Origin of the sequence: Rothia sp. BD8 (assembly GCF_044878465.1) — a bacterium.
In the GTDB taxonomy this organism is placed as follows: domain Bacteria; phylum Actinomycetota; class Actinomycetes; order Actinomycetales; family Micrococcaceae; genus Rothia; species Rothia kristinae.
In genome coordinates, this window is sequence record NZ_JANJES010000005.1 from 155,038 (window position 1) to 172,883 (window position 17,846).

The 17,846-nt window shown below is 72.5% G+C and carries 21 protein-coding genes; 14 read left to right on the plus strand and 7 right to left on the minus strand.

Features of this window, described 5'->3' with window-relative positions:
• Positions 1-52 precede the first annotated feature (52 nt).
• Together NQ707_RS06060 and NQ707_RS06065 are read right to left on the minus strand one after the other, a co-directional pair.
• The gene (locus tag NQ707_RS06060; protein ID WP_224799633.1) at positions 53-775 is read right to left on the minus strand and encodes a sugar O-acetyltransferase; all 723 of its coding nucleotides are present in this window, start codon (positions 773-775) and stop codon (positions 53-55) included.
• Between the two features lie 52 nt (positions 776-827).
• Positions 828-986, minus strand: a complete 159-nt coding sequence (locus NQ707_RS06065) for a hypothetical protein (protein ID WP_165590101.1) — start codon at positions 984-986, stop codon at positions 828-830.
• A 54-nt stretch (positions 987-1,040) separates the two neighbouring features.
• Between NQ707_RS06065 and NQ707_RS06070 the strand changes: the two genes are divergently transcribed.
• Positions 1,041-2,747: a long-chain-fatty-acid--CoA ligase gene (locus tag NQ707_RS06070; RefSeq protein ID WP_061225310.1), complete on the plus strand. Its 1,707-nt coding sequence runs from the start codon at positions 1,041-1,043 to the stop codon at positions 2,745-2,747.
• Here NQ707_RS06070 and NQ707_RS06075 read toward each other — a convergent pair.
• From NQ707_RS06075 to NQ707_RS06085, 3 genes are read right to left on the minus strand one after another with little or no spacing between them, the layout of a single operon-like run.
• Entirely contained in the window at positions 2,744-3,457 is a 714-nt protein-coding gene (locus tag NQ707_RS06075) for a methionine ABC transporter permease (protein WP_404435089.1), read from the minus strand. The genes NQ707_RS06070 and NQ707_RS06075 overlap by 4 nt on opposite strands.
• Positions 3,457-4,515: a methionine ABC transporter ATP-binding protein gene (locus NQ707_RS06080; RefSeq protein WP_404435091.1), complete on the minus strand. Its 1,059-nt coding sequence runs from the start codon at positions 4,513-4,515 to the stop codon at positions 3,457-3,459. Before NQ707_RS06080 ends, NQ707_RS06075 begins: the two co-directional genes overlap by 1 nt.
• A 32-nt stretch (positions 4,516-4,547) precedes the next feature.
• Positions 4,548-5,411, minus strand: a complete 864-nt coding sequence (locus NQ707_RS06085; protein ID WP_270240332.1) for a MetQ/NlpA family ABC transporter substrate-binding protein — start codon at positions 5,409-5,411, stop codon at positions 4,548-4,550.
• Positions 5,412-5,776: 365 nt separating this feature from the next.
• Here NQ707_RS06085 and NQ707_RS06090 point away from each other — a divergent pair, with 365 nt between their 5' ends.
• The gene (locus NQ707_RS06090) at positions 5,777-6,340 is read left to right on the plus strand and encodes a GNAT family N-acetyltransferase (protein WP_404435093.1); all 564 of its coding nucleotides are present in this window, start codon (positions 5,777-5,779) and stop codon (positions 6,338-6,340) included.
• Between the two features lie 186 nt (positions 6,341-6,526).
• Here NQ707_RS06090 and NQ707_RS06095 read toward each other — a convergent pair whose 3' ends face one another.
• Entirely contained in the window at positions 6,527-7,120 is a 594-nt protein-coding gene (locus NQ707_RS06095) for a hypothetical protein (protein ID WP_100464173.1), read from the minus strand.
• A 55-nt stretch (positions 7,121-7,175) separates the two neighbouring features.
• A complete protein-coding gene (locus NQ707_RS06100; protein WP_061225315.1) occupies positions 7,176-8,015 on the minus strand; it encodes an HAD family phosphatase in 840 nt (279 codons plus the stop codon).
• A 180-nt stretch (positions 8,016-8,195) separates the two neighbouring features.
• Between NQ707_RS06100 and NQ707_RS06105 the strand changes: the two genes are divergently transcribed.
• The 12 genes from NQ707_RS06105 to NQ707_RS06160 all read left to right on the plus strand — a co-directional run bounded on the left by NQ707_RS06105 (position 8,196) and on the right by NQ707_RS06160 (position 17,550).
• A complete protein-coding gene (locus NQ707_RS06105; protein ID WP_058730826.1) occupies positions 8,196-9,257 on the plus strand; it encodes an ABC transporter substrate-binding protein in 1,062 nt (353 codons plus the stop codon).
• A gap of 114 nt (positions 9,258-9,371) precedes the next feature.
• Positions 9,372-10,337 (plus strand): iron ABC transporter permease, encoded by a 966-nt coding sequence (locus NQ707_RS06110; protein WP_224799635.1) that lies wholly within the window; start codon positions 9,372-9,374, stop codon positions 10,335-10,337.
• Complete coding sequence (locus NQ707_RS06115) at positions 10,334-11,437, plus strand: iron chelate uptake ABC transporter family permease subunit (RefSeq protein ID WP_224799637.1); 1,104 nt, start codon at positions 10,334-10,336, stop codon at positions 11,435-11,437. The genes NQ707_RS06110 and NQ707_RS06115 overlap by 4 nt, the downstream gene beginning before the upstream one ends.
• Positions 11,434-12,348 carry an ABC transporter ATP-binding protein gene (locus NQ707_RS06120; protein WP_165590102.1) on the plus strand — a complete coding sequence of 305 codons (915 nt, stop codon included), beginning with the start codon at positions 11,434-11,436 and terminating at the stop codon, positions 12,346-12,348. Before NQ707_RS06115 ends, NQ707_RS06120 begins: the two co-directional genes overlap by 4 nt.
• 54 nt (positions 12,349-12,402) lie before the next feature.
• Positions 12,403-13,368 carry a siderophore-interacting protein gene (locus NQ707_RS06125; RefSeq protein WP_404435097.1) on the plus strand — a complete coding sequence of 322 codons (966 nt, stop codon included), beginning with the start codon at positions 12,403-12,405 and terminating at the stop codon, positions 13,366-13,368.
• A 110-nt stretch (positions 13,369-13,478) separates the two neighbouring features.
• Positions 13,479-14,375 carry an SGNH/GDSL hydrolase family protein gene (locus NQ707_RS06130; protein ID WP_363833999.1) on the plus strand — a complete coding sequence of 299 codons (897 nt, stop codon included), beginning with the start codon at positions 13,479-13,481 and terminating at the stop codon, positions 14,373-14,375.
• Positions 14,376-14,666: 291 nt separating this feature from the next.
• Positions 14,667-14,903, plus strand: coding sequence for a 50S ribosomal protein L28 (gene rpmB, locus NQ707_RS06135; protein ID WP_058730829.1), 237 nt, complete (start codon positions 14,667-14,669; stop codon positions 14,901-14,903).
• A 2-nt stretch (positions 14,904-14,905) separates the two neighbouring features.
• Entirely contained in the window at positions 14,906-15,076 is a 171-nt protein-coding gene (gene rpmG, locus NQ707_RS06140; RefSeq protein WP_030015328.1) for a 50S ribosomal protein L33, read from the plus strand.
• 7 nt (positions 15,077-15,083) lie between these two features.
• Entirely contained in the window at positions 15,084-15,389 is a 306-nt protein-coding gene (rpsN, locus tag NQ707_RS06145; protein WP_058730830.1) for a 30S ribosomal protein S14, read from the plus strand.
• A gap of 67 nt (positions 15,390-15,456) precedes the next feature.
• On the plus strand, positions 15,457-15,741 hold the full coding sequence (locus NQ707_RS06150; protein ID WP_058730831.1) for an HU family DNA-binding protein: 285 nt from the start codon (positions 15,457-15,459) through the stop codon (positions 15,739-15,741).
• A gap of 155 nt (positions 15,742-15,896) precedes the next feature.
• Positions 15,897-16,592, plus strand: coding sequence for a hypothetical protein (locus NQ707_RS06155; RefSeq protein ID WP_100464172.1), 696 nt, complete (start codon positions 15,897-15,899; stop codon positions 16,590-16,592).
• Positions 16,593-16,785: 193 nt separating this feature from the next.
• A complete protein-coding gene (locus tag NQ707_RS06160; protein ID WP_196826064.1) occupies positions 16,786-17,550 on the plus strand; it encodes a copper resistance CopC family protein in 765 nt (254 codons plus the stop codon).
• Positions 17,551-17,846: the final 296 nt, after the last annotated feature.

Consider the following 17,846-nt stretch of genomic DNA (forward strand, 5'->3'; position numbering starts at 1 on the left):
CCATCCGCTCCCGATGATTCGGAGGAGCGCCACGGCGTCCGCCCGTCCCGGCTCACCGGCCCTCCTCCGCGCGCACCTGATCCCGGTACTCGGCCGGGAAGTTCTCCAGGGCGTACTGCCCCGTCCGCTCGGTCGGATCGATCCGGCGGATCACCCGGGCCGGGGCCCCGGCGACCACCGTGCCCGGCGGCACGTCACGGGTCACCACCGCACCGGCGGCCACCACCGCATCCCGCCCCACGGTGACCCCGGCCAGCACGATCGCCCCGCCGCCGAGCCACACGTTGTCCTCGATCGTGATGGGCAGCCCGCCCTCCCACTGCCGCTTCCGATCCACCGGGTTCAGGGGGTGGGTGGGGCACAGCAGCTGCACGTGCGGGCCGATCTGCACGTCGTCGCCGATGCGGATCTCGGTGACGTCCAGGGCCGTGAGCCCGAAGTTCGCGAAGACCCGGCTGCCCACGTGGATGTTGTACCCGTAGTCCACGTGCAGGGGCGGGCGGATCGCCACGTGCTCGCCCACCGAGCCCAGCAGCTCGGCCAGCAGGTCCTGGGCCGCCGAGCGGTCGGTGAGCATCAGCTCCCCGTAGCGGGCCGCCAGCTGCGCGGCCTCCCCGGAGCTGCGGTGCACGACGCCGTCGGCCCCCTCGGCGGGGGTGGCTCCGCCGCCGCGGTAGGGCAGGCCCGCGTGCATCCGCTCCCGCATGCTCAGCTCGGCGTCGCCGGGGGCGGGGGAGGCGGCCGCGGAACGGACCGGATCGCTGTGCTCGGACATGGACATGCTCCTCGGAAGGTGGGGAAGGGGAATGGCGTGCGGGGCCGTCGGCTCAGCGCCCGAAGATCACCACGAGCAGGATCACCAGCAGACCGACGCCGATGGCGACGCCTGTGGCGACCAGCAGCCGCCGGTTGATCTGCTTCATGACCTGGCGGACCTCGGCCTCGGTGAACGGACGGGTGCGCTGGGGGCGGCGGGGAGTGCTCATGGGCCACCAGTATTCCAGGTCACCGGGGCGAAGCCGATCGGTAGAATCTCCCCCATGGCTGATACGTCCCCCGCCGCATCGCCGCGGCCCTGGCTGAAGAACTACAACCCCGGCGTGGCCCACGACCTGGACCTGCCGGAGACCTCCCTGGTCCACGTGTTCGAGGAATCCGCGCGACGGGCCGGAACCCGACCGGCCCTGGAGTTCTTCGGCGCGAGGACGACGTACGCGCAGCTGGCCGAGCAGGTCTCCCGCGTGGCCGAAGGGCTGCGGGTCATGGGGGTGCAGCCCGGGGACCGGGTGGCGCTCGTGCTGCCCAACTGCCCGCAGCACGTGGTCGCCTTCTACGCGATCCTGCGGGTCGGCGGCGTCGTCGTGGAGCACAACCCGCTGTACACGGCCGGGGAGCTGCGCCACCAGTTCGAGAACCACGGGGCGAAGATCGCGATCGTGTGGGACAAGGCGGCCGCGAACATCACGGACCTGCCCTACGACCTGCGCCCGCGCAGGATCATCGCGGTGAACATGGTGGAGGCGATGCCCGCCGGGATGCGCCTGGCGCTGAAGCTGCCCGTCGGGAAGGCCAAGGCCGCCCGGGAGAAGCTGGAGGGCCCGGCCCGCGGGTGCATCCCCTGGCGCCAGCTGCTGAAGAGCGCGCCCATCGCCGAAGACCACCGCCGCCCCACGGCCCACGACCTCGCCCTGCTGATGTACACCTCCGGGACCTCCGGGACCCCCAAGGGCGTGGTCCTCACCCACCGGAACCTGGAGTCCAACGCCGCGATGGGCCGGGAGTGGATCCAGCCGGACGAGCGCGAGACCATCTACGCGGTGCTGCCCCTGTTCCACGCCTACGGGATGACCCTGGGCCTGGGCATCGCGATGGCCATCCGGGCCAAGCTCGTGCTGTTCCCGACCGTGGACATCGACCTGATCCTCACGGCCATGCGCAAGTCCCCGCCGACCATCCTCCCGGCGGTCCCGCCCGTCTACCAGCGGCTGCTGGAGGCCGCGGACGAGCGGGGCGTGAGCCTGTCCGGGATCAAGTACTCGGTCTCCGGGGCGATGAACCTGCCCGTGGACCTGGTCCAGGCGTGGGAGACCCGCACCGGGGGCTACCTGGTGGAGGGCTACGGGCTGACCGAATGCGCCCCGCTGGTCTCCTGCAACCCGCTCAACGACACCCGTCGGGCCGGGTCCATCGGCATCCCCTTCCCCTCCACCCTCATCCGCCGGGTGGATCCGGACACGGGTGAGGACGCCGCCGAGGGGCGCCCCGGCGAGCTGTGGGTCAAGGGCCCCCAGGAGTTCCAGGGGTACTGGAAGAACGAGGTCGCCACCCGGGAGACCCTCACCGCGGACGGCTGGCTGCGCACCGGGGATGTGGTGACCATGGACGAGGACGGGTTCCTGTTCGTCGTGGACCGGGTCAAGGAGATCATCATCACCGGGGGCTTCAACGTCTCCCCGTCCGAGGTGGAGACGGCCCTGAAGACCTTCGACCCGGTGGTCGACGCCGCCGTCGTCGGGATCCCCTCCGCGAAGGGCGGGGAGGAGGTCGTGGCCGCCGTCATCATGAGCCCCGGCACCGCCCTGGACGAGCAGGCGCTGCGCGAGCACTGCTACACCAAGGTCACCCGGTACAAGGTGCCCCGAAGGATCGTGGAGCTCGAGGAGTTCCCCCGCTCCATGCTCGGCAAGACCCTGCGCCGGGAGGTCAAGAAGCAGATGGAGGCCAAGCTCGACCGCGCCTCCGACTAGCGGCGCATGATCTTCCGGGCCAGCAGGTTGCCGACCAGCTGCACCAGCTGCACCAGGATCACGATGATGATGATCGCCACCAGGGTCACGTTCCAGTCGAAGCGCTGGTAGCCGTAGCGGATCGCGAAGTCGCCGATGCCGCCGCCGCCCACCGCGCCGGCCATCGCGGACATGTCCACGACGCCGATGACGATGAACGTGTATCCGAGGATCAGCGGACCCAGGGCCTCCGGCAGCATCACCGAGAACATGATCCGCAGCTTCGAGGCGCCCATCGCGCGGGCGGCCTCGATCACCCCGGGGTCGATGGAGACGAGGTTCTGCTCCACGATCCGGGAGATCGCGAAGGTCGCGGCCACCACCATCGCGAAGATGCCCGCCTTGATCCCGATGCTGGTGCCGATGGTCTGCAGCATGACCGGGCTCAGCGCGGCCAGCAGGATCACGAAGGGGATCGGGCGGATCAGGTTGACCACGAAGTTCAGCAGCGCGTTGACCGGCCGGTTGGCGAGGATGCTGCCCGAGCGGGTGGTGTACAGCAGGGTCCCGATGATCAGACCGAAGATCCCGGCCAGGACCATCGTCACCAGCACCATCTGCAGGGTCTCGGTCACGGCCGGACCGATCTTCGGCAGCACCGTGTCCCAGTCGGTGGTCTTGGCCGCCAGCACCGGGGCGTGGGTGAGGGCGGCGTCGAACTGTGCGTGCATCAGGCGCGCACCTCCTTCACGGTGGTCACGAGCTTCAGCTGCTCCACGGCGGCGTCGATCGCGGTGATCTCGCCGAGCAGCTCCAGGGTCAGGCGGCCGTAGGTGCGGCCCTGCAGGGTATCCAACCCGCCCTGCACCACGGTGAAGGTGACCCCGCGCTCCCCGAGTCGGGACAGCACCTGTCCGACCTCGGCCTGATCGTGGATCTCCACGTTGACCAGGTGCCCGCGGTGCCGGGCCTTCAGCTCCGCGGCCTCATCCCCGGTCGGCGCCTGCTTCACGGTGGTGGACACGAAGCGCTGGGCCGGGGCCGTCTGGGGGTCGGAGAACACGTCGTAGACGTTGCCCTCCTCCACCACGCGGCCCTTCTCCATCACGGCCACCCGGTCCGCGATCTTCGCGACGACGTCCATCTCGTGGGTGATGACCACGATCGTGATGCCCAGGTCCTCGTTGACCCGCTTGAGCAGGTCCAGGACCTCCTCGGTGGTCTCCGGGTCCAGCGCGGAGGTGGACTCGTCGGCCAGCAGCAGGTGCGGCTCCGTGGCCAGGGCCCGGGCGATGCCCACCCGCTGCTTCTGCCCGCCGGACAGCTGATCCGGATGACTCTTCGCTTTGTCCGCCAGCCCCACGAACTCCAGCAGCTCCGCGACCCGCGCCCGGCGCCTCTCCTTGGACCAGCCGGCGATCTTCAGCGGGAACTCCACGTTGGCCGCGACCGTCTTGGAGTTCATCAGGTTGAACTGCTGGAAGATCATGCCGATCTCCGTGCGGATCCGCCGCAGCCGGGATTCCCCGGCCCCGGAGATCTCCTGCCCGTCCACGGTCAGGGTCCCGGAGGTCACGGTCTCCAGGCCGTTGATCAGGCGCACCAGGGTGGATTTGCCGGCCCCGGAGTAGCCGATGATCGCGTAGATCTCGCCGCGGCGGATGGTGAGGCTGACGTCGTCGACGGCGGTCACGGAGCGGGAGCCGACCCGGAAGGTCTTGCTCACCCCGTCCAGGACCACCATGTCCGTCCCGGTCTGCTCGGGGCGGGTGCGGGTCTGTGCTGTCATGGTCTCCCTCGGGTGGGTGTGGCTGGGACGGGTCAGCTGTTCTTCTTCTCGTCCTCGAGCCTGGTCTGCACCTTGCGCAGCTCGTCGGTGCGGTCCTTGCTCACGGACACGGCGGTGCCGCCGGACTGCTTCTTCTCGGCTTCCTGCACGGCGTCCGAGTGGTAGACGTCCACGATCTTCTGGTACGTCTCGTTGTCCTCATCGCCCTTCTTGGACACGAAGAGGTTCACGTACGGCAGGGCGTCCTCGTTCTTCGGGTCATCCTGGTACAGGGCGTCCTCCGGCGAGAGGCCGGCATCCTCCAGGAAGGTGTTGTTCACGATGGAGGCGGCCACCGAATCCATGGACACCACGGTCTGCTTGGCATCCACCGCGGTGAGGGTGACCTTGGAGTTCGCGGTGTCCACGTCGTCCTGGGTGGGCTGGGCCTTGTCCTCCTTGAGGGTCAGCAGGCCGGCGGCCTTCAGCACCAGGATCGCGCGGGTCTCGTTGACGGCGTCGTTGGGGATCGCGATCTCCCCGCCCTGGGGGATGTCCTCGACCTTGTCGTACTTCTTCGAGTACAGGCCCAGCGGGTAGATCGAGGTCGGGCCGACGATCTGCAGGTCGTCGTCGTTGTCCACGTTGTAGTTGGCCAGGTAGGCGATGTGCTGGAACCAGTTCAGGTCCGCCTGCCCCTGGGCGACGGCGGGGTTGGGGCGGGAGTAGTCGCCCATCTCCACGTACTCGACGTCGATGCCCTCCTTCTTCGCCTCCTCCTGCAGGGTGTCCTGGACCTGGTTGTGCTCGGTGATGGCGATCTTGACGGTCTCATCGCCGTCACCGGATCCGCCGCAGGCGGCCAGACCGAAGGTCAGGGGGACGATGGCGAGCAGTGCTCCCAGCTTCTTCTTCATGGTGGTTTCCTCGATGCGGTGGCGGGTGGTGCGCAAACGCCGCGCGTCGGACTCCCGCCGATCCGGAAGGTCGACCGGATTCCGGGCCCAGGGCAGGGCCGGCGGAGCGCCGACGGCGGCGCGATGCGTCCATTAGACCACGGGGTTTTCCGGTCTCTCCAAAGACGTCGGCAGATGAAACCGACGCCGACACCGGGTGTCATACGGCGTCACAGAGGGGAGGGCGCGCCGCGGTGAGAGCCGTCGGCGACGGCGCCTGGGGCATCGTGAGCAGGGTCGGATGGGCCTCGGGGATCGGCTGGGGCGGGGGCGGATGTCGTCGGGTTCCGACGTCGTCGGGGCTGGGTGTCGAGAAGGGAGCGCGGATGCGTCACGAGGTGCGGCTGGAACGGGATGGGGTGCTGCTGCGTCCCCTGAGGCCCGAGGACGCCGAGGTGCTGCACCCGCACCTGGATGAGCGGATGTGGGCGGGGATGTCGGCGCCCCTGCCGCCCTCCCCGGAGGCGCTGGCCGAGGAGTTCTGCGCGCTCATCAACCGCCCGGACGGCCTGGCCTTCGCTGTGGAGGAGGAGGGCCGCGTGCTCGGCCGCACCACGTTCTACGACCTGGTCCCCGGCCTGCGCACGGAGATCGGCAGCACCGTCTACCTGCGCTCGGCGTGGGGGACCCGGGTCAACCCCGTGTGCAAGCTGCTGCTGTTCAAGCACGCCTTCGAGGAGCTCGACGTCGGCCGGGCCGCGCTGCGCTGCGATCACCGGAACCTCCGCTCCCACCGGGCGATCGCCCGGCTCGGCGCCCGCTTCGAGGGCACGCTGCGCGGGTACCGGCGCGCCGCTGACGGGACCGTGGCCGACGTCGACTACTTCAGCGTCCTGCGAGCGGAGTGGCCGCAGGTGCGGGACGGGCTGGAGCGGCGCCTCGCGGGGTGAACGGGTGATCCACCGTCTCCCCGGGGGCCCACGTGCGCGAGCCGGCGCATCCCCGGGGGACCCACATGCGCGAGCCGGCGCATCCGTTCCCGAAAAACGCGTTTGCGGGTACGGGAGCGCCGGCTCGGTGGGGAGGTGGGAACGGGAGCGCCGGCTCGGCGCAGGGGAGCGAACGAGAGCGCCGGGTCAGCGGCGTCGGCCGCGCAGCCAGTCGGAGTCGTAGAGTCCGGGGTCGCCGCCATCGCGACGGCGTTCGCGCTCGCGGGCCCGGCGGGCGTAGTCGGTGCGGCGCAGGATCGCGTCGTCCTCATCCGGCACGGTCCACAGAGACAGGGCCACCAGACCGGTGCCCAGCCCGCCGGCGAGGATCAGCACGAAGCCGATCTCCACCCACAGCATCACGATGTTGCGGATCCACCCGGGATCCCGGCCCGCCAGCAGCTCCGGCATCCGGTTGCCCACGATCACCGCCGCCAACCCGAGCACCGCCAGCCCCAGCGGCAGCAGGAACCACCCCCTGCCGCGGGTGCGCGGACCCGGCTGGCCGGGATCCCGCAGGGCGGGGTGCAGGCGGCGTCGCACCGCGATCATCCCGGCGACTCCCGCCAGCAGCGGGGCCGCCCCGATCAGCGTCCATCGGGGATGGCCCAGCGCGAGCAGGCCCAGCACGGTCAGCACCCCGAGCAGGCACAGGGCGAAGGAGATCCCGCCGACCATCCGCCGCGCGGCGCGGGCGGCGTCGCCCGAAAGCGGCGGCTCACCCTCCATCTCAGGTGCCATGCGCCCATCACCTCCCGCCGCGCTCGGATCCGCAGGTCACGTTCTCCTTCCCATGCTAATCCCGCCGCGCGGCGCGGGCACCCGTCCACCCGCGCACCACCCCCAGGAACTGGGGGTCCAGGAAGGAGCAGACCAGTGCAGCCGCGGGGAAGCCCGGCGCCGAGACGGGATCCCCGCTCCCGTCGGCCGCGACCAGGCCGACCACCCGAGTCCCGGCCCGCACCGCCGCGGTGGCCCCGGGCGCGGAATCCTCGAAGGCCACCGCCTGCCCCGGTGCGCAGCCCATCCGCCGCACCGCCTCCGCGTACATGTCCGGGGCCGGCTTGCCGGCGGGCACGTCATCGGTGGAGACCCATGTGCTCAGCAGCGGGGCGTAGCCGCCGGAGCGCATCTTCAGATCCAGCACGTCCCGGCGGGAGTTGGAGGCCACCGCCACCGGCATGACGGCGGCCAGGGCGCGCACCAGCTCCAGGGCCCCGGGCAGCAGATCCACCCCGCGGGACAGGCGCTCCATGTCCAGGTCCGTCAGCGCGGTGAGGATCTCCGCCTCCAACGACGCCGGGGCCGTCCCCTCCGGATCGCGGGCGTCCCCCGCGCATGCTCCCGGTGCGGAAGCGGAACCGGGGGCCGACGCCCGACCCGGGAGGCGCTCGGCCGCCACCGCCTCGGCCACCCGGTGGGCGATCTGCTCCGCGGTCATCCCGGTCAGCCCCTCCGCCAGACCCTGGGGGTCGGCCAGGCCGTACTCCCGCGCCACGGTGGCCACGGAATCCACCCACTGCCGCTCGGTGTCCATCAGCACCCCGTCGCAGTCGAAGACGGCGCAGCGGGGCACCCACCCGGGATCCAGGGGCGAGGGCTGGGAGGAGGCGGCGGGATTCGGAAGGAAGGACATGCTCTCCATCCTTCCAGGCACCATCCCCCGGGCCCTGCACCGTGGCGGTGCTCATGGCGGGGTCTGGGGATAACAGCACATCCGAGTGCGCTAATGGCGTCCGGGGCGGTTAGGATGGGGCGGGTCCGGCGCGCGGCGCCGAACCGGCAGAATCACACCGGCTCTCGACAGGAGACCCCCATGCCCTCTCTGACCCGCGGCGCGTTCCTCAAGACCGCCGCCGCCTCCGCCGCGGCCCTCGCGCTGGCCGCCTGCTCCACCGGCTCCAACGGCGGCTCGGATTCCAGCTCCTCCGCCTCGGCCTCCTCCTCCGCCGAGCAGGATGCCTTCCCGGTGACCATCGAGCACGCCTACGGCAAGACCACCGTCGACGCCGAGCCGAAGCGCGTCGTCGGCATCGGCTGGATCAACGCGGAGGTGGCCCTGTCCCTCGGCGTCGTGCCCGTGGGCTCCGGGCAGGTCGGCTGGGGGGAGAACTCCAACCACTCCACGGACTGGTTCGATGACCGCATCAAGGAGCTCGGCGCGCAGCAGCCCACGCGGTTCACCGAGACCGACGGCATCAACTACGAGGAGATCGCCAAGCTCGAGCCGGACCTGATCCTCGCCGTCGTCGGCACCGTGGACCAGGAGGCCTACGACAAGCTCTCCAAGATCGCCACGACGGTGACCCACGCCAAGGACTCCGACGGGTGGACCACCCCCTGGCAGGACTACACCAAGGTCATCGGCACCGCCCTGGGCCGCCCCGAGCACGCCGGGACCGTCATCTCCGAGACCGAGGAGAAGATCCAGGACAAGGCCGCCCAGCACGAGGAGCTCAAGGGCGCCACCTTCATCTCCTCGGCCCTGGCCGTGACCGACGGGCAGCCCTCCATCAGCGTCTACACCAAGGGCGACGGCCGGGTGACCTTCATGAAGTCCCTCGGGATGGAGGAGGCCGACGCCGTGAAGAACGCGAAGGCCGACACCTTCTACATCCAGTGGTCCAACGAGAAGGCCGCCGATCTGAAGTCGGACATGATCTACTCCTGGATCGACAAGGACTCCGACGTCCAGACCATCGAGGACAACGCGACCCTGAAGCAGATCCCCGCGATCGCCAAGGGCGCCTCCGTGCTGGACTCCGACAAGAAGGAGACCCTCGCCCTGGGCATCTCCCCGCTGGGCATGGACTGGCTGGTGGAGCACACGGACTTCATCGACAAGGTGGCCCAGGCCGCCAAGACCGGTCGGGAGTAGTCCGCCCTGTCCGCCGCCCAGACGACGCCGACCCGACCGGCCCCGCCCACCGCGGGAGCGGCCGGGGCCGGCGCGTCCGCGCGCTCTCGACGCCGCGGCCCCGCGCTGCTGATCGTGCTCGCCCTGCTCGCCGCGGCGGTGCTCGCCTCCATCCTGATCGGGGCGAACCCGCTGAGCCCCGCGCGCGTCTGGCACGCCCTGGCCGAGCTGGACGATCCGGTGAGCCCGGACGGGGTGATCGTCGCGGATCGGGTGCGCCGCACCGTCGTCGGCGTCGTCATCGGCGCCAGCCTGGCCGCGGCGGGAGCGGCGATGCAGGGGGTCACCCGCAATCCGCTGGGCGATCCCGGGATCCTCGGGATCAACGCCGGGGCGGCGGCCACCGTGGTCCTGGGCATCACCCTGCTCGGGATCAGCGGCACCATGGCCATCGCCGTGTGGGCCCTGATCGGGGCGGGCCTGGCCGCGGTGGTGGTCTACGCGATCGCCAGCATCGGACGCGAGGGGGCGACGCCGATCAAGCTCGCCCTGGTCGGGGCGGCGTTCTCCGCCGGGGCGGCGTCGCTGACCTCGGCCATGAACCTGCAGCACCAGGAGACCCTGGACTCCTTCCGCCGGTGGCAGCTGGGCGCCCTGACCCGCGCCTCCTACGCCGATGTGCTGATCCTGCTGCCCCTGATCCTGCTGGGCCTGCTCCTGACCGTGGGGATGGCCCGCTCCGTCAACAGCTTCGCCCTGGGCGATGACATGGCCCGCGCCCTGGGCACCCGGGTGGGGCCGGCCCGGGCCCTGGTCTTCGCCGGGGTCACCCTCCTGTGCGGGGCGGGCGTGGCCCTGGCCGGGCCCATCGCCTTCGTCGGGCTCATGGTCCCGCACGCGGTGCGCTCGCTGACCGGCCCGGACTACCGGTGGATCCTGCCGCTGAGCGCCCTGGCCGGTCCCGTGGTGCTGCTGCTGGCCGACGCCGTCGGGCGGGTGGTGCTGCCGCCGACCGAGGTGGAGGTGGGGGTCAGCATGGCCGTCGTCGGCGTGCCCGTGTTCCTGGCGATGATCCGCTCGCGGAAGGCGATGAGCCTGTGACCGCCGCCGCGACCCGCACCTCCCCTTCATCTGCGCACCGGGCCCTGACCGGTGCGGACCTCTCCCGGCTGCGCGCCCGCTCCCGACGCCGCCCGCGAGCGGTGCTCGCCGTCCTGGGCCTGACCCTGCTGGGCGCGATGGCCGTGCGGGTGCTGCTGGGCACCTACACCGTGACCATCCCGGACTTCCTCACGATCCTCGGCGGGGGCACCGTGGACGCCGCGCCCGCCGCCTCCTTCATCGTCATGGAGGACAAGCTGCCGCACGCGGTGCTCGGGGCCCTGGCCGGGCTGGCCTTCGGCACCGCGGGGGCGGTGTTCCAGCTGCTGCTGCGCAACCCCCTGGCCAGCCCGGACGTCATCGGCATCAGCGCCTCCGCGAGCCTGGGGGCGATCGCCTCGGCCGCGTTCTTCGGCGCGGCGGGGCTCGGCCTGGCCGCGGGCGGGCTGATCGGGGCCGGGCTCGCCGCCGTCGCGGTGTTCCTGCTCAGCGTCTCCGGACGGGCCGCGAGCGGCCCCGGGGCCGGGGAGGCCGTGGGCGGGCGGTTCATCCTCACCGGGCTGGGGATCTCGGTGCTGGCCATCGCCGTGACCAACTACCTGCTGTCCCGGATGAGCGTGTACCAGGCCGCCGACGCCGCGATCTGGCTCACCGGCTCTCTCGGGGCCTCCTCCTGGCAGCGGATCGGGCTGACGGGCGCGGCGCTGATCGCGCTCCTGCCGCTGCTGGCGCTCCTCTCCCGCCCCCTGCACGCGATGGCCGTGGGGGAGGAGCTGGCCGCGGGCCTGGGGGTCCCGGTCACCGCCGTGCGGTGGCTGGGCATCGGGCTGGCCACCGCGTTGGCGGCCGTGGCGGTGTCGATGACCGGGCCGATCGCCTTCGTCGCCTTCGTCTCCGGGCCCGTCGCCCGGCGCCTGGTCGGCGGCGGGCACACCCTCGTCGGATCCGCGCTGGTGGGCGCGATCCTGGTGGTGCTGGCGGACTTCACCGCGGCGAACCTGATCCCCGGGGGCCGCTTGCCGGTGGGCGTGATCACCGGACTCATCGGCGCACCGGTCCTGCTGTGGCTGGTCGCGGGGGAGCACAAGGAGAGGACATGAGCATGAGCACTGAGAGCACGACCCCCGGCGCCCCGCCGCGCTCGAGTCCGCCGGAGCTGGTGGCCGAGGGGCTGGAGCTGGGCTACGGGGACCGTCGGGTGGTCCGGGAGCTGAGCCTGCGGGTGCCGACCGGGCGGGTCACCGCGATCATCGGGCCCAACGGCTGCGGCAAATCGACGCTGCTGCGCGGGTTCTCCCGGCTGCTGCGCCCGAGCGCCGGGACCGTGACCCTGGGCGGGCGACCCCTCGGCTCCTTCGGGGCCAGGGAGTTCGCCCGCACCGTGGGCCTGCTGCCGCAGCAGCCGGTGGCCCCGGACGGGATCACGGTCGCGGACCTGGTCTCCCGCGGGCGCTACCCCCACCAGGGGCTGTTCTCCCGGGCCTCCGCGCAGGACGACGCCGCGGTCGCCTGGGCGCTGGCGGCCACCCGGACCGGGGAGCTGGCCGAGCGGCCCGTGGCGGAGCTGTCCGGCGGGCAGCGCCAGCGGGTGTGGATCGCGATGGCCCTGGCCCAGCAGACCGATGTGCTGCTGCTGGACGAGCCCACGACCTACCTGGACCTGGCCCACCAGGTGGAGGTCCTGGACCTGGTGGTGGAGCTGAACCGCGAGCACGGGACCACCGTGGTCATGGTGCTGCATGAGCTGAACCTGGCCGCCCGGGCCGCGGACCACCTGGTGGCCATGAAGGACGGGCGCATCGAGGTGGCCGGCGCCCCGGAGGAGGTGCTCACGGAGGAGCACCTGGCGCGCGTGTTCGGCCTGGACGCCCGGGTGCTGCGCGCCGAGGAGGGCGGGGCCCCCGTGGTGGTGCCGCGGCGTCGGTGCCCGTGCCCGGCCCCGACCGCCGACGAGGCCGCGCCCGGTCACGAGAGGCCGGGCAGCGGAGCATCGGGGACCGCCGCACCGTGAGCCCGCGGCCGACGCCGTCCGCCCGTCCGCACCCCTGATCCAGAAGGAGGCACCATGCCGCGCCGACCCATGACCGTGTTCCGCACCCGGGTGACCGGGGTGCGGCCCCTGAGCCGGGACTTCCTGCGGGTGAGCCTGGCCTCCCCGGGGCTGATCGAGCTGGCCGCGCCCGCCGGGGACGGGGCGGGCCCGGTGCTGGACGCCTATCTCAAGCTGCTGCTGCCCCACCCGGAGCACGAGGGACCGGTGCTGCCGGATCTGGAGGCCGCGGACTGGCATCGGGCCTGGTTCGCCGCCTCGGCGCGGGAGCGCGGCGGGTGGATGCGCACCTACACGCTGCGCGCGGCTCGCCCGTGGACCTCCCCGGAGGGGAGTCCCGGAGTGGAGATCGACGTCGACTTCGTGCTGCACGGACACGGGGACCAGCAGGGGCCGGGGGCCGCCTGGGCGGCCTCGGCCCGCGTGGGCGATGAGCTGAGCCTGCTGGGGCCCACGCGCGAGGACGTCCTGTGGGGGACCTGGGATCCGGGTCGGGCCGAGCGGTATCTGCTGGGCGGGGACGAGACCGCGGTGCCGGCGGCCTGCTCGGTGCTGGAGGCCCTGCCCGCCGGAACCCAGGCCGCCGTGCTGCTGGAGGTGCCCGCGGGCAACGCGCAGGATCTGGCTGCCGGCCTGCCGGAGGCGGCCGCCCGCCCCGAGGTGCGGGTGCGGCTGTTGGAGCGGGAGCCGGAGCGGATGCGCGGCCGAGCGCTGCTGAGCGCTCTGCGCGAGGAGCTGGGGCTGGTGCCGCGGGCCGCGGAGGAGGACGCCGCCGGGATCGCCGCGCAGCGGGCCGAACCCGGGGAGCTGGTGTGGGGTCGAGCGGAGGAGTCCGAGGATCCGGCGGGGGTGTCGGTGTGGCTGGCCGCGGAGGCCGCCGTCGTGCGGGCCGCCCGCCGGGTCTGCGTCAACGAGGCCGGGATCGACCGGCGCCGGATCTCCTTCATGGGCTATTGGAAGGCCGGGCAGGCCGAGTCCTAAGCTGGAGGGGCCGTGCCCTGCCGGCGGCTCCCGTCGACGCCGCGCCTGCGGCGCGCGCCGGTCCGGGGGAGGCGGCGGGGCGCGAGTTCGAGCATGCAGGCAGGAGATCCATGAGCACCGAGTACAGCGAACACGAGCCGGCCGCCGATGCCCCGGGGGCCCGGGAGCCGGAGGAGCACCAGATCCGCTACGTGGCGCTGGGGGACTCCTTCACCGAGGGCGTGGGCGATGAGGACGCGTCCCGACCCAACGGGGTGCGCGGATGGGCGGATCGGGTGGCCGAGCAGCTGACCCTGCGCTTCCCGCAGACCCTCTACGCCAACCTCGCGATCCGCGGCCGCACCCTGGAGCCCATCCTGGCCGAGCAGGTGGACGCCGCCCTGGCGCTGCGCCCCACGCTGGTCAGCCTCTACGGCGGGGGCAACGACATCCTGCGCCCGAGCATCGACGTGGACGCGCTGATGGCCGACTACGACGAGGCCTTCGGACGCCTGCGGGCCTCCGGGGCCCAGGTGCTGACCCTGACCGGCTTCGACGTCAAGCACTTCTACGGCGTCTTCAAGGCCACCCGCGGGCGCACCGCGATCTACAACGAGCTGCTGCGGGAGATCGCGGAGAAGCACGACCTGATCCTGGTGGACTTCTGGCGCTTCTCCGAGGAGTTCTCCGACGCCCGGTACTGGGCCAAGGACCGCCTGCACATGAACACCCTGGGGCACATCAAGATGGCCGGGAAGGTCCTGGAGGCCCTGCAGGTGGGGGCCGGGGAGCTGGGGCTGGAGCCGCTGCCGCAGATGCGGGAGGTCTCCCGGGTCCAGGCCACCCGCGCCAACCTGGAGTGGGTGCGCACCTTCGCCCTGCCGTGGGTGGGGCGGCGCCTGCGCGGCACCTCCTCCGGAGACTCCCTGAGCCCGCGCTACCCGGACCTGCAGTCCCTGCAGGTCACCGAGGGCGGCGACGCCGTCCGGGGCCGGGAGGAGGGGGAGGCCGGCGCCCCGCCCGCGTGATTCCGCGGTGATTAAGGCCATGGGCGCGGCGCAGAGGTTGCCATCGCGGGCCGGGATCCCTAGTATTTAACGCTGTCGTAGTGGTGCGTCCACCCTTCGGCACCGAACCAAGCTTCACCGTGATCCCGCGGCAGGGGCAGGTCCCGGACCTCTCACACCGGGCCTGACTCCCACACTCAGGCCCGGCGACTCATCCGGTGCTCTCACGGTAGGTGACGGGGCGCTGTTCGAGCCGCCCGCCCGGCTGGCGCGAGAGCGCACCGTCATTTCGTCAACATTGGAGGAGTAACTATGGCAGCCGTCTGCCAGGTGACCGGAGCTGTTCCCGGCTTTGGACACAGCATTTCCCACTCGCACCGCCGCAACAAGCGCCGGTTCGACCCCAACATCCAGAAGAAGCGCTACTGGGTGCCGTCCCTGCGCCGCAACGTGACCCTGAACGTGTCCGCCAAGGGCATCAAGGTCATCGACGCGCGCGGGATCGACGCCGTCGTCGCTGACATCATCGCCCGCGGGGAGAAGATCTGATCATGGCTTCCAACACCAAGGACGTTCGTCCGATCATCAAGCTCAAGTCCACGGCCGGCACCGGGTACACCTACGTGACCCGCAAGAACCGCCGCAACAACCCGGATCGCCTGGTCATGAAGAAGTACGATCCCGTGGTCCGCAAGCACGTCGACTTCCGAGAGGAGCGCTGAGACACACATGGCCAAGAAGTCCAAGATCGCCCGCAACGAGCAGCGCAAGGCCATCGTCGAGCGCTACGCCGCCAAGCGCGAGGAGCTGAAGAAGACCCTCGTCGACGAGAACGCCTCCCCCGAGGCCCGCGAGGAGGCCCGCCTGGGCCTGCAGAAGCTGCCCCGCAACGCCTCCCCGGTGCGCGTGCGCAACCGCGACCAGATCGACGGCCGCCCCCGCGGGACCTTCCAGAAGTTCGGGATCTCCCGCGTGCGCTTCCGCCAGATGGCCCACCGCGGCGAGCTGCCGGGCATCACCAAGTCCAGCTGGTAATTTGGGGCCGCGGGTCGGCTATGCTGACCTGAGCCGCTTACATCCGATGTCTCAGGAGGGACACAACATGGCGAAGAACCGCAGCGAACTCGTGGCCGAGGTGGCCGAGAAGTCCGGGATGTCACAGTCCGCCGTCAACGGCGTGCTGGATGCCCTCTTCCAGGTCTTCGAGTCCTCCGTCGCGCAGGGCGAGAAGGTCACCATCCCGGGCTGGCTCTCCGTCGAGCGCACCGATCGGGCCGCTCGCACCGGGCGCAACCCGCAGACCGGTGAGTCCATCGAGATCCCGGCCGGCCACGGTGTGAAGCTCTCCGCCGGCTCCAAGCTGAAGGCCGCCGTCGCCAAGAAGTAGCTCTTTCCGCTGAGGCATCAGCATCCGAGGGCCCCGCGCCCGCGATCCGCCGTGATCGCGGGGGCGGGGCCCTCGTCGCACCCCGACGCCGGGCGGGGATCCGGCGGGATCGGCCGGGGCGCGGCACCGGAGGTGAGCGGGGGTCGGACGGTAGGATGGAGGCCGCTTCCGCGTTCCGCTCATCAATCGCCGCCCGACCCGAGGAGGTGCCCGTGGTCCCGACCCCCAACCCGTGGGGCCTGCCCGAGCGCATCCATCGCCTGCTGCGCGGGTGGGGCGTGGCCTCGGTGGCGGTGTTCGTCGGCGCGGGTTCGCACGCGGTCCTGACCGGACACCTCCCGCACCCCCTGATCCTGGGTCTGTGCTGGTCCCTGTCCGGGATGCTGTGCGTGCTCCTGGCGGGGTTGCGCCTGCCCCGACTCTCCACGGGCCTCGGGGTGCTGGGCTCCCAGGCCGGGCTGCACACCCTCCTGACGCTCGCCGGGCACGGCGGGGTCGGGACGGGTGCCGTTGCGGCCCACGCCGGCCACCACGGTGCGGCTCCGCTGGGCTCCGTGCAGCCGGCGGCCTCGGCGGATGCGGTGCATCAGCTGAGCCCCCTCATGGTCGCGGTGCACGCGCTGGCCGCCGTCCTGACGATCCTCGCGATCCGCCGGGGCGACGCCGCGCTGGCCGGTCTGCTGCGCGCCGTGCGCCTGGGTCTGCGGCGCCTGCTGACCCTGCCGGGCCCGGTGCCGACCCCCTCGCGCCGCCCCCGGCCCCTCATCCTGTCCTGCCGAGCCGTCCTGGTCTCCCGGATCCGCCCGGGCACGGTGGACACCCGCGGTCCCCCGCTGGCGCTGCCCGCCTGAGCCGAGCGCTCGGGCCCATCACCGGATCCCGCCGCACCGCGGCGTCGAGCGCCGAGTCCTTGCGGACCGGCCGCCGCGTCGTCGCCGGGGTCCGTCGCCGCAGCACCGCAAGCACCCCCGCATCAGCATCGCTCACCCGGCTTCACCGGGTCTCGAGCGCTGCGCGGGGAACCGACCGAAAGGGTCCACCACCATGGGAATCTCCCGCACCCCGGGCGCCGGCGCGCGCCCCGACCACCGCACCCGCCTCCGTCCTGCCGCCCATCGCCTGCCCGCGCTCCTCGGCGCCCTGCTGGCCCTGTGCCTGGCCCTGTTCGCCGGGGCACCCGCGGCCCAGGCCCACGATGAGCTGCTGCAGGCCGATCCGGCCGACGGCGCGACGCTCGAGCAGGCCCCGGACCGGATCACGCTGACCTATTCCGGGGACATCACCGCGCTGGGCAACGAGGTCCGCGTGACCGACTCCCAGGGGAAGACCGTCTCCACCGGGGACGTCACCGTGGACGGCACCCACGTGATCCAGCGGATCAGCCCGGACGCCGGGGACGAGACCTACACCGTCTCCTGGCGGGTGGTCTCCTCCGACGGCCACCCCATCGAGGGCACCTACTCCTTCACCGTCGGTCAGGGCGGGGCCGGACAGCCCGCCGCGTCCTCCTCCGCCGCCGCCCACGACCACGGCGACCACGACGCCGCCGAGCACCACGAGCACGCCACGAGCCCCGCGGCCACCGAGAGCCCTGAGCAGGCGACCAGCTCCGCGCCGGCCTCCGCCGAGGGACAGAGCCTGCCCCTGTGGGCGGTCGCGCTGATCGGCGCCGTGGGCGCCGTCGTGCTGGTGGGCGTGATCATTCTGGTGGTCGCCTCGCTGCGCGCCCGCCGCACCCGGGGCGCAGACACCGGACGCGAGACCGTCCGGGGGTCCGAGCACGACGACGACGCCGCGAACGGGTGGTGATCGGCATGACGACGACGCCCACCGCCGCCACCGGAATCACCGGCACCGCGGCCACCGGCTCCGGCATGGGCAACGGCTCCGGGAGGAGCCCGCGCCGCGCGGCGGCCCGGACCGCGGGGCGGGGGGGGCCCCCCCCCCCCCCCCCCCGGGGCCCCCGCGCGGGGCGCGCCCCCGGCCGGGGGGGGGGGGGGGGGGGGGGGGGCGGGGGGGGGGGGGGGGGGGCCGCCGCGCGGCCGCGGGGGGCCCCCCGGGGGGGCGGGGGGGGGGGGGGGGGGCCCGGCCGCGGCGCGCGGGGG

Coding starts and splice junctions, on each gene's coding strand:
- NQ707_RS06060 (WP_224799633.1), bottom strand. CDS start 775: ATGTCCGAGCACAGCGATCCGGTCCGTTCCGCGGCCGCCTCCCCCGCC.
- NQ707_RS06065 (WP_165590101.1), bottom strand. CDS start 986: ATGAGCACTCCCCGCCGCCCCCAGCGCACCCGTCCGTTCACCGAGGCC.
- NQ707_RS06070 (WP_061225310.1), top strand. CDS start 1,041: ATGGCTGATACGTCCCCCGCCGCATCGCCGCGGCCCTGGCTGAAGAAC.
- NQ707_RS06075 (WP_404435089.1), bottom strand. CDS start 3,457: ATGCACGCACAGTTCGACGCCGCCCTCACCCACGCCCCGGTGCTGGCG.
- NQ707_RS06080 (WP_404435091.1), bottom strand. CDS start 4,515: ATGACAGCACAGACCCGCACCCGCCCCGAGCAGACCGGGACGGACATG.
- NQ707_RS06085 (WP_270240332.1), bottom strand. CDS start 5,411: ATGAAGAAGAAGCTGGGAGCACTGCTCGCCATCGTCCCCCTGACCTTC.
- NQ707_RS06090 (WP_404435093.1), top strand. CDS start 5,777: ATGCGTCACGAGGTGCGGCTGGAACGGGATGGGGTGCTGCTGCGTCCC.
- NQ707_RS06095 (WP_100464173.1), bottom strand. CDS start 7,120: ATGGCACCTGAGATGGAGGGTGAGCCGCCGCTTTCGGGCGACGCCGCC.
- NQ707_RS06100 (WP_061225315.1), bottom strand. CDS start 8,015: ATGTCCTTCCTTCCGAATCCCGCCGCCTCCTCCCAGCCCTCGCCCCTG.
- NQ707_RS06105 (WP_058730826.1), top strand. CDS start 8,196: ATGCCCTCTCTGACCCGCGGCGCGTTCCTCAAGACCGCCGCCGCCTCC.
- NQ707_RS06120 (WP_165590102.1), top strand. CDS start 11,434: ATGAGCATGAGCACTGAGAGCACGACCCCCGGCGCCCCGCCGCGCTCG.
- NQ707_RS06125 (WP_404435097.1), top strand. CDS start 12,403: ATGCCGCGCCGACCCATGACCGTGTTCCGCACCCGGGTGACCGGGGTG.
- NQ707_RS06130 (WP_363833999.1), top strand. CDS start 13,479: ATGAGCACCGAGTACAGCGAACACGAGCCGGCCGCCGATGCCCCGGGG.
- rpmB (WP_058730829.1), top strand. CDS start 14,667: ATGGCAGCCGTCTGCCAGGTGACCGGAGCTGTTCCCGGCTTTGGACAC.
- rpmG (WP_030015328.1), top strand. CDS start 14,906: ATGGCTTCCAACACCAAGGACGTTCGTCCGATCATCAAGCTCAAGTCC.
- rpsN (WP_058730830.1), top strand. CDS start 15,084: ATGGCCAAGAAGTCCAAGATCGCCCGCAACGAGCAGCGCAAGGCCATC.
- NQ707_RS06150 (WP_058730831.1), top strand. CDS start 15,457: ATGGCGAAGAACCGCAGCGAACTCGTGGCCGAGGTGGCCGAGAAGTCC.
- NQ707_RS06155 (WP_100464172.1), top strand. CDS start 15,897: ATGGAGGCCGCTTCCGCGTTCCGCTCATCAATCGCCGCCCGACCCGAG.
- NQ707_RS06160 (WP_196826064.1), top strand. CDS start 16,786: ATGGGAATCTCCCGCACCCCGGGCGCCGGCGCGCGCCCCGACCACCGC.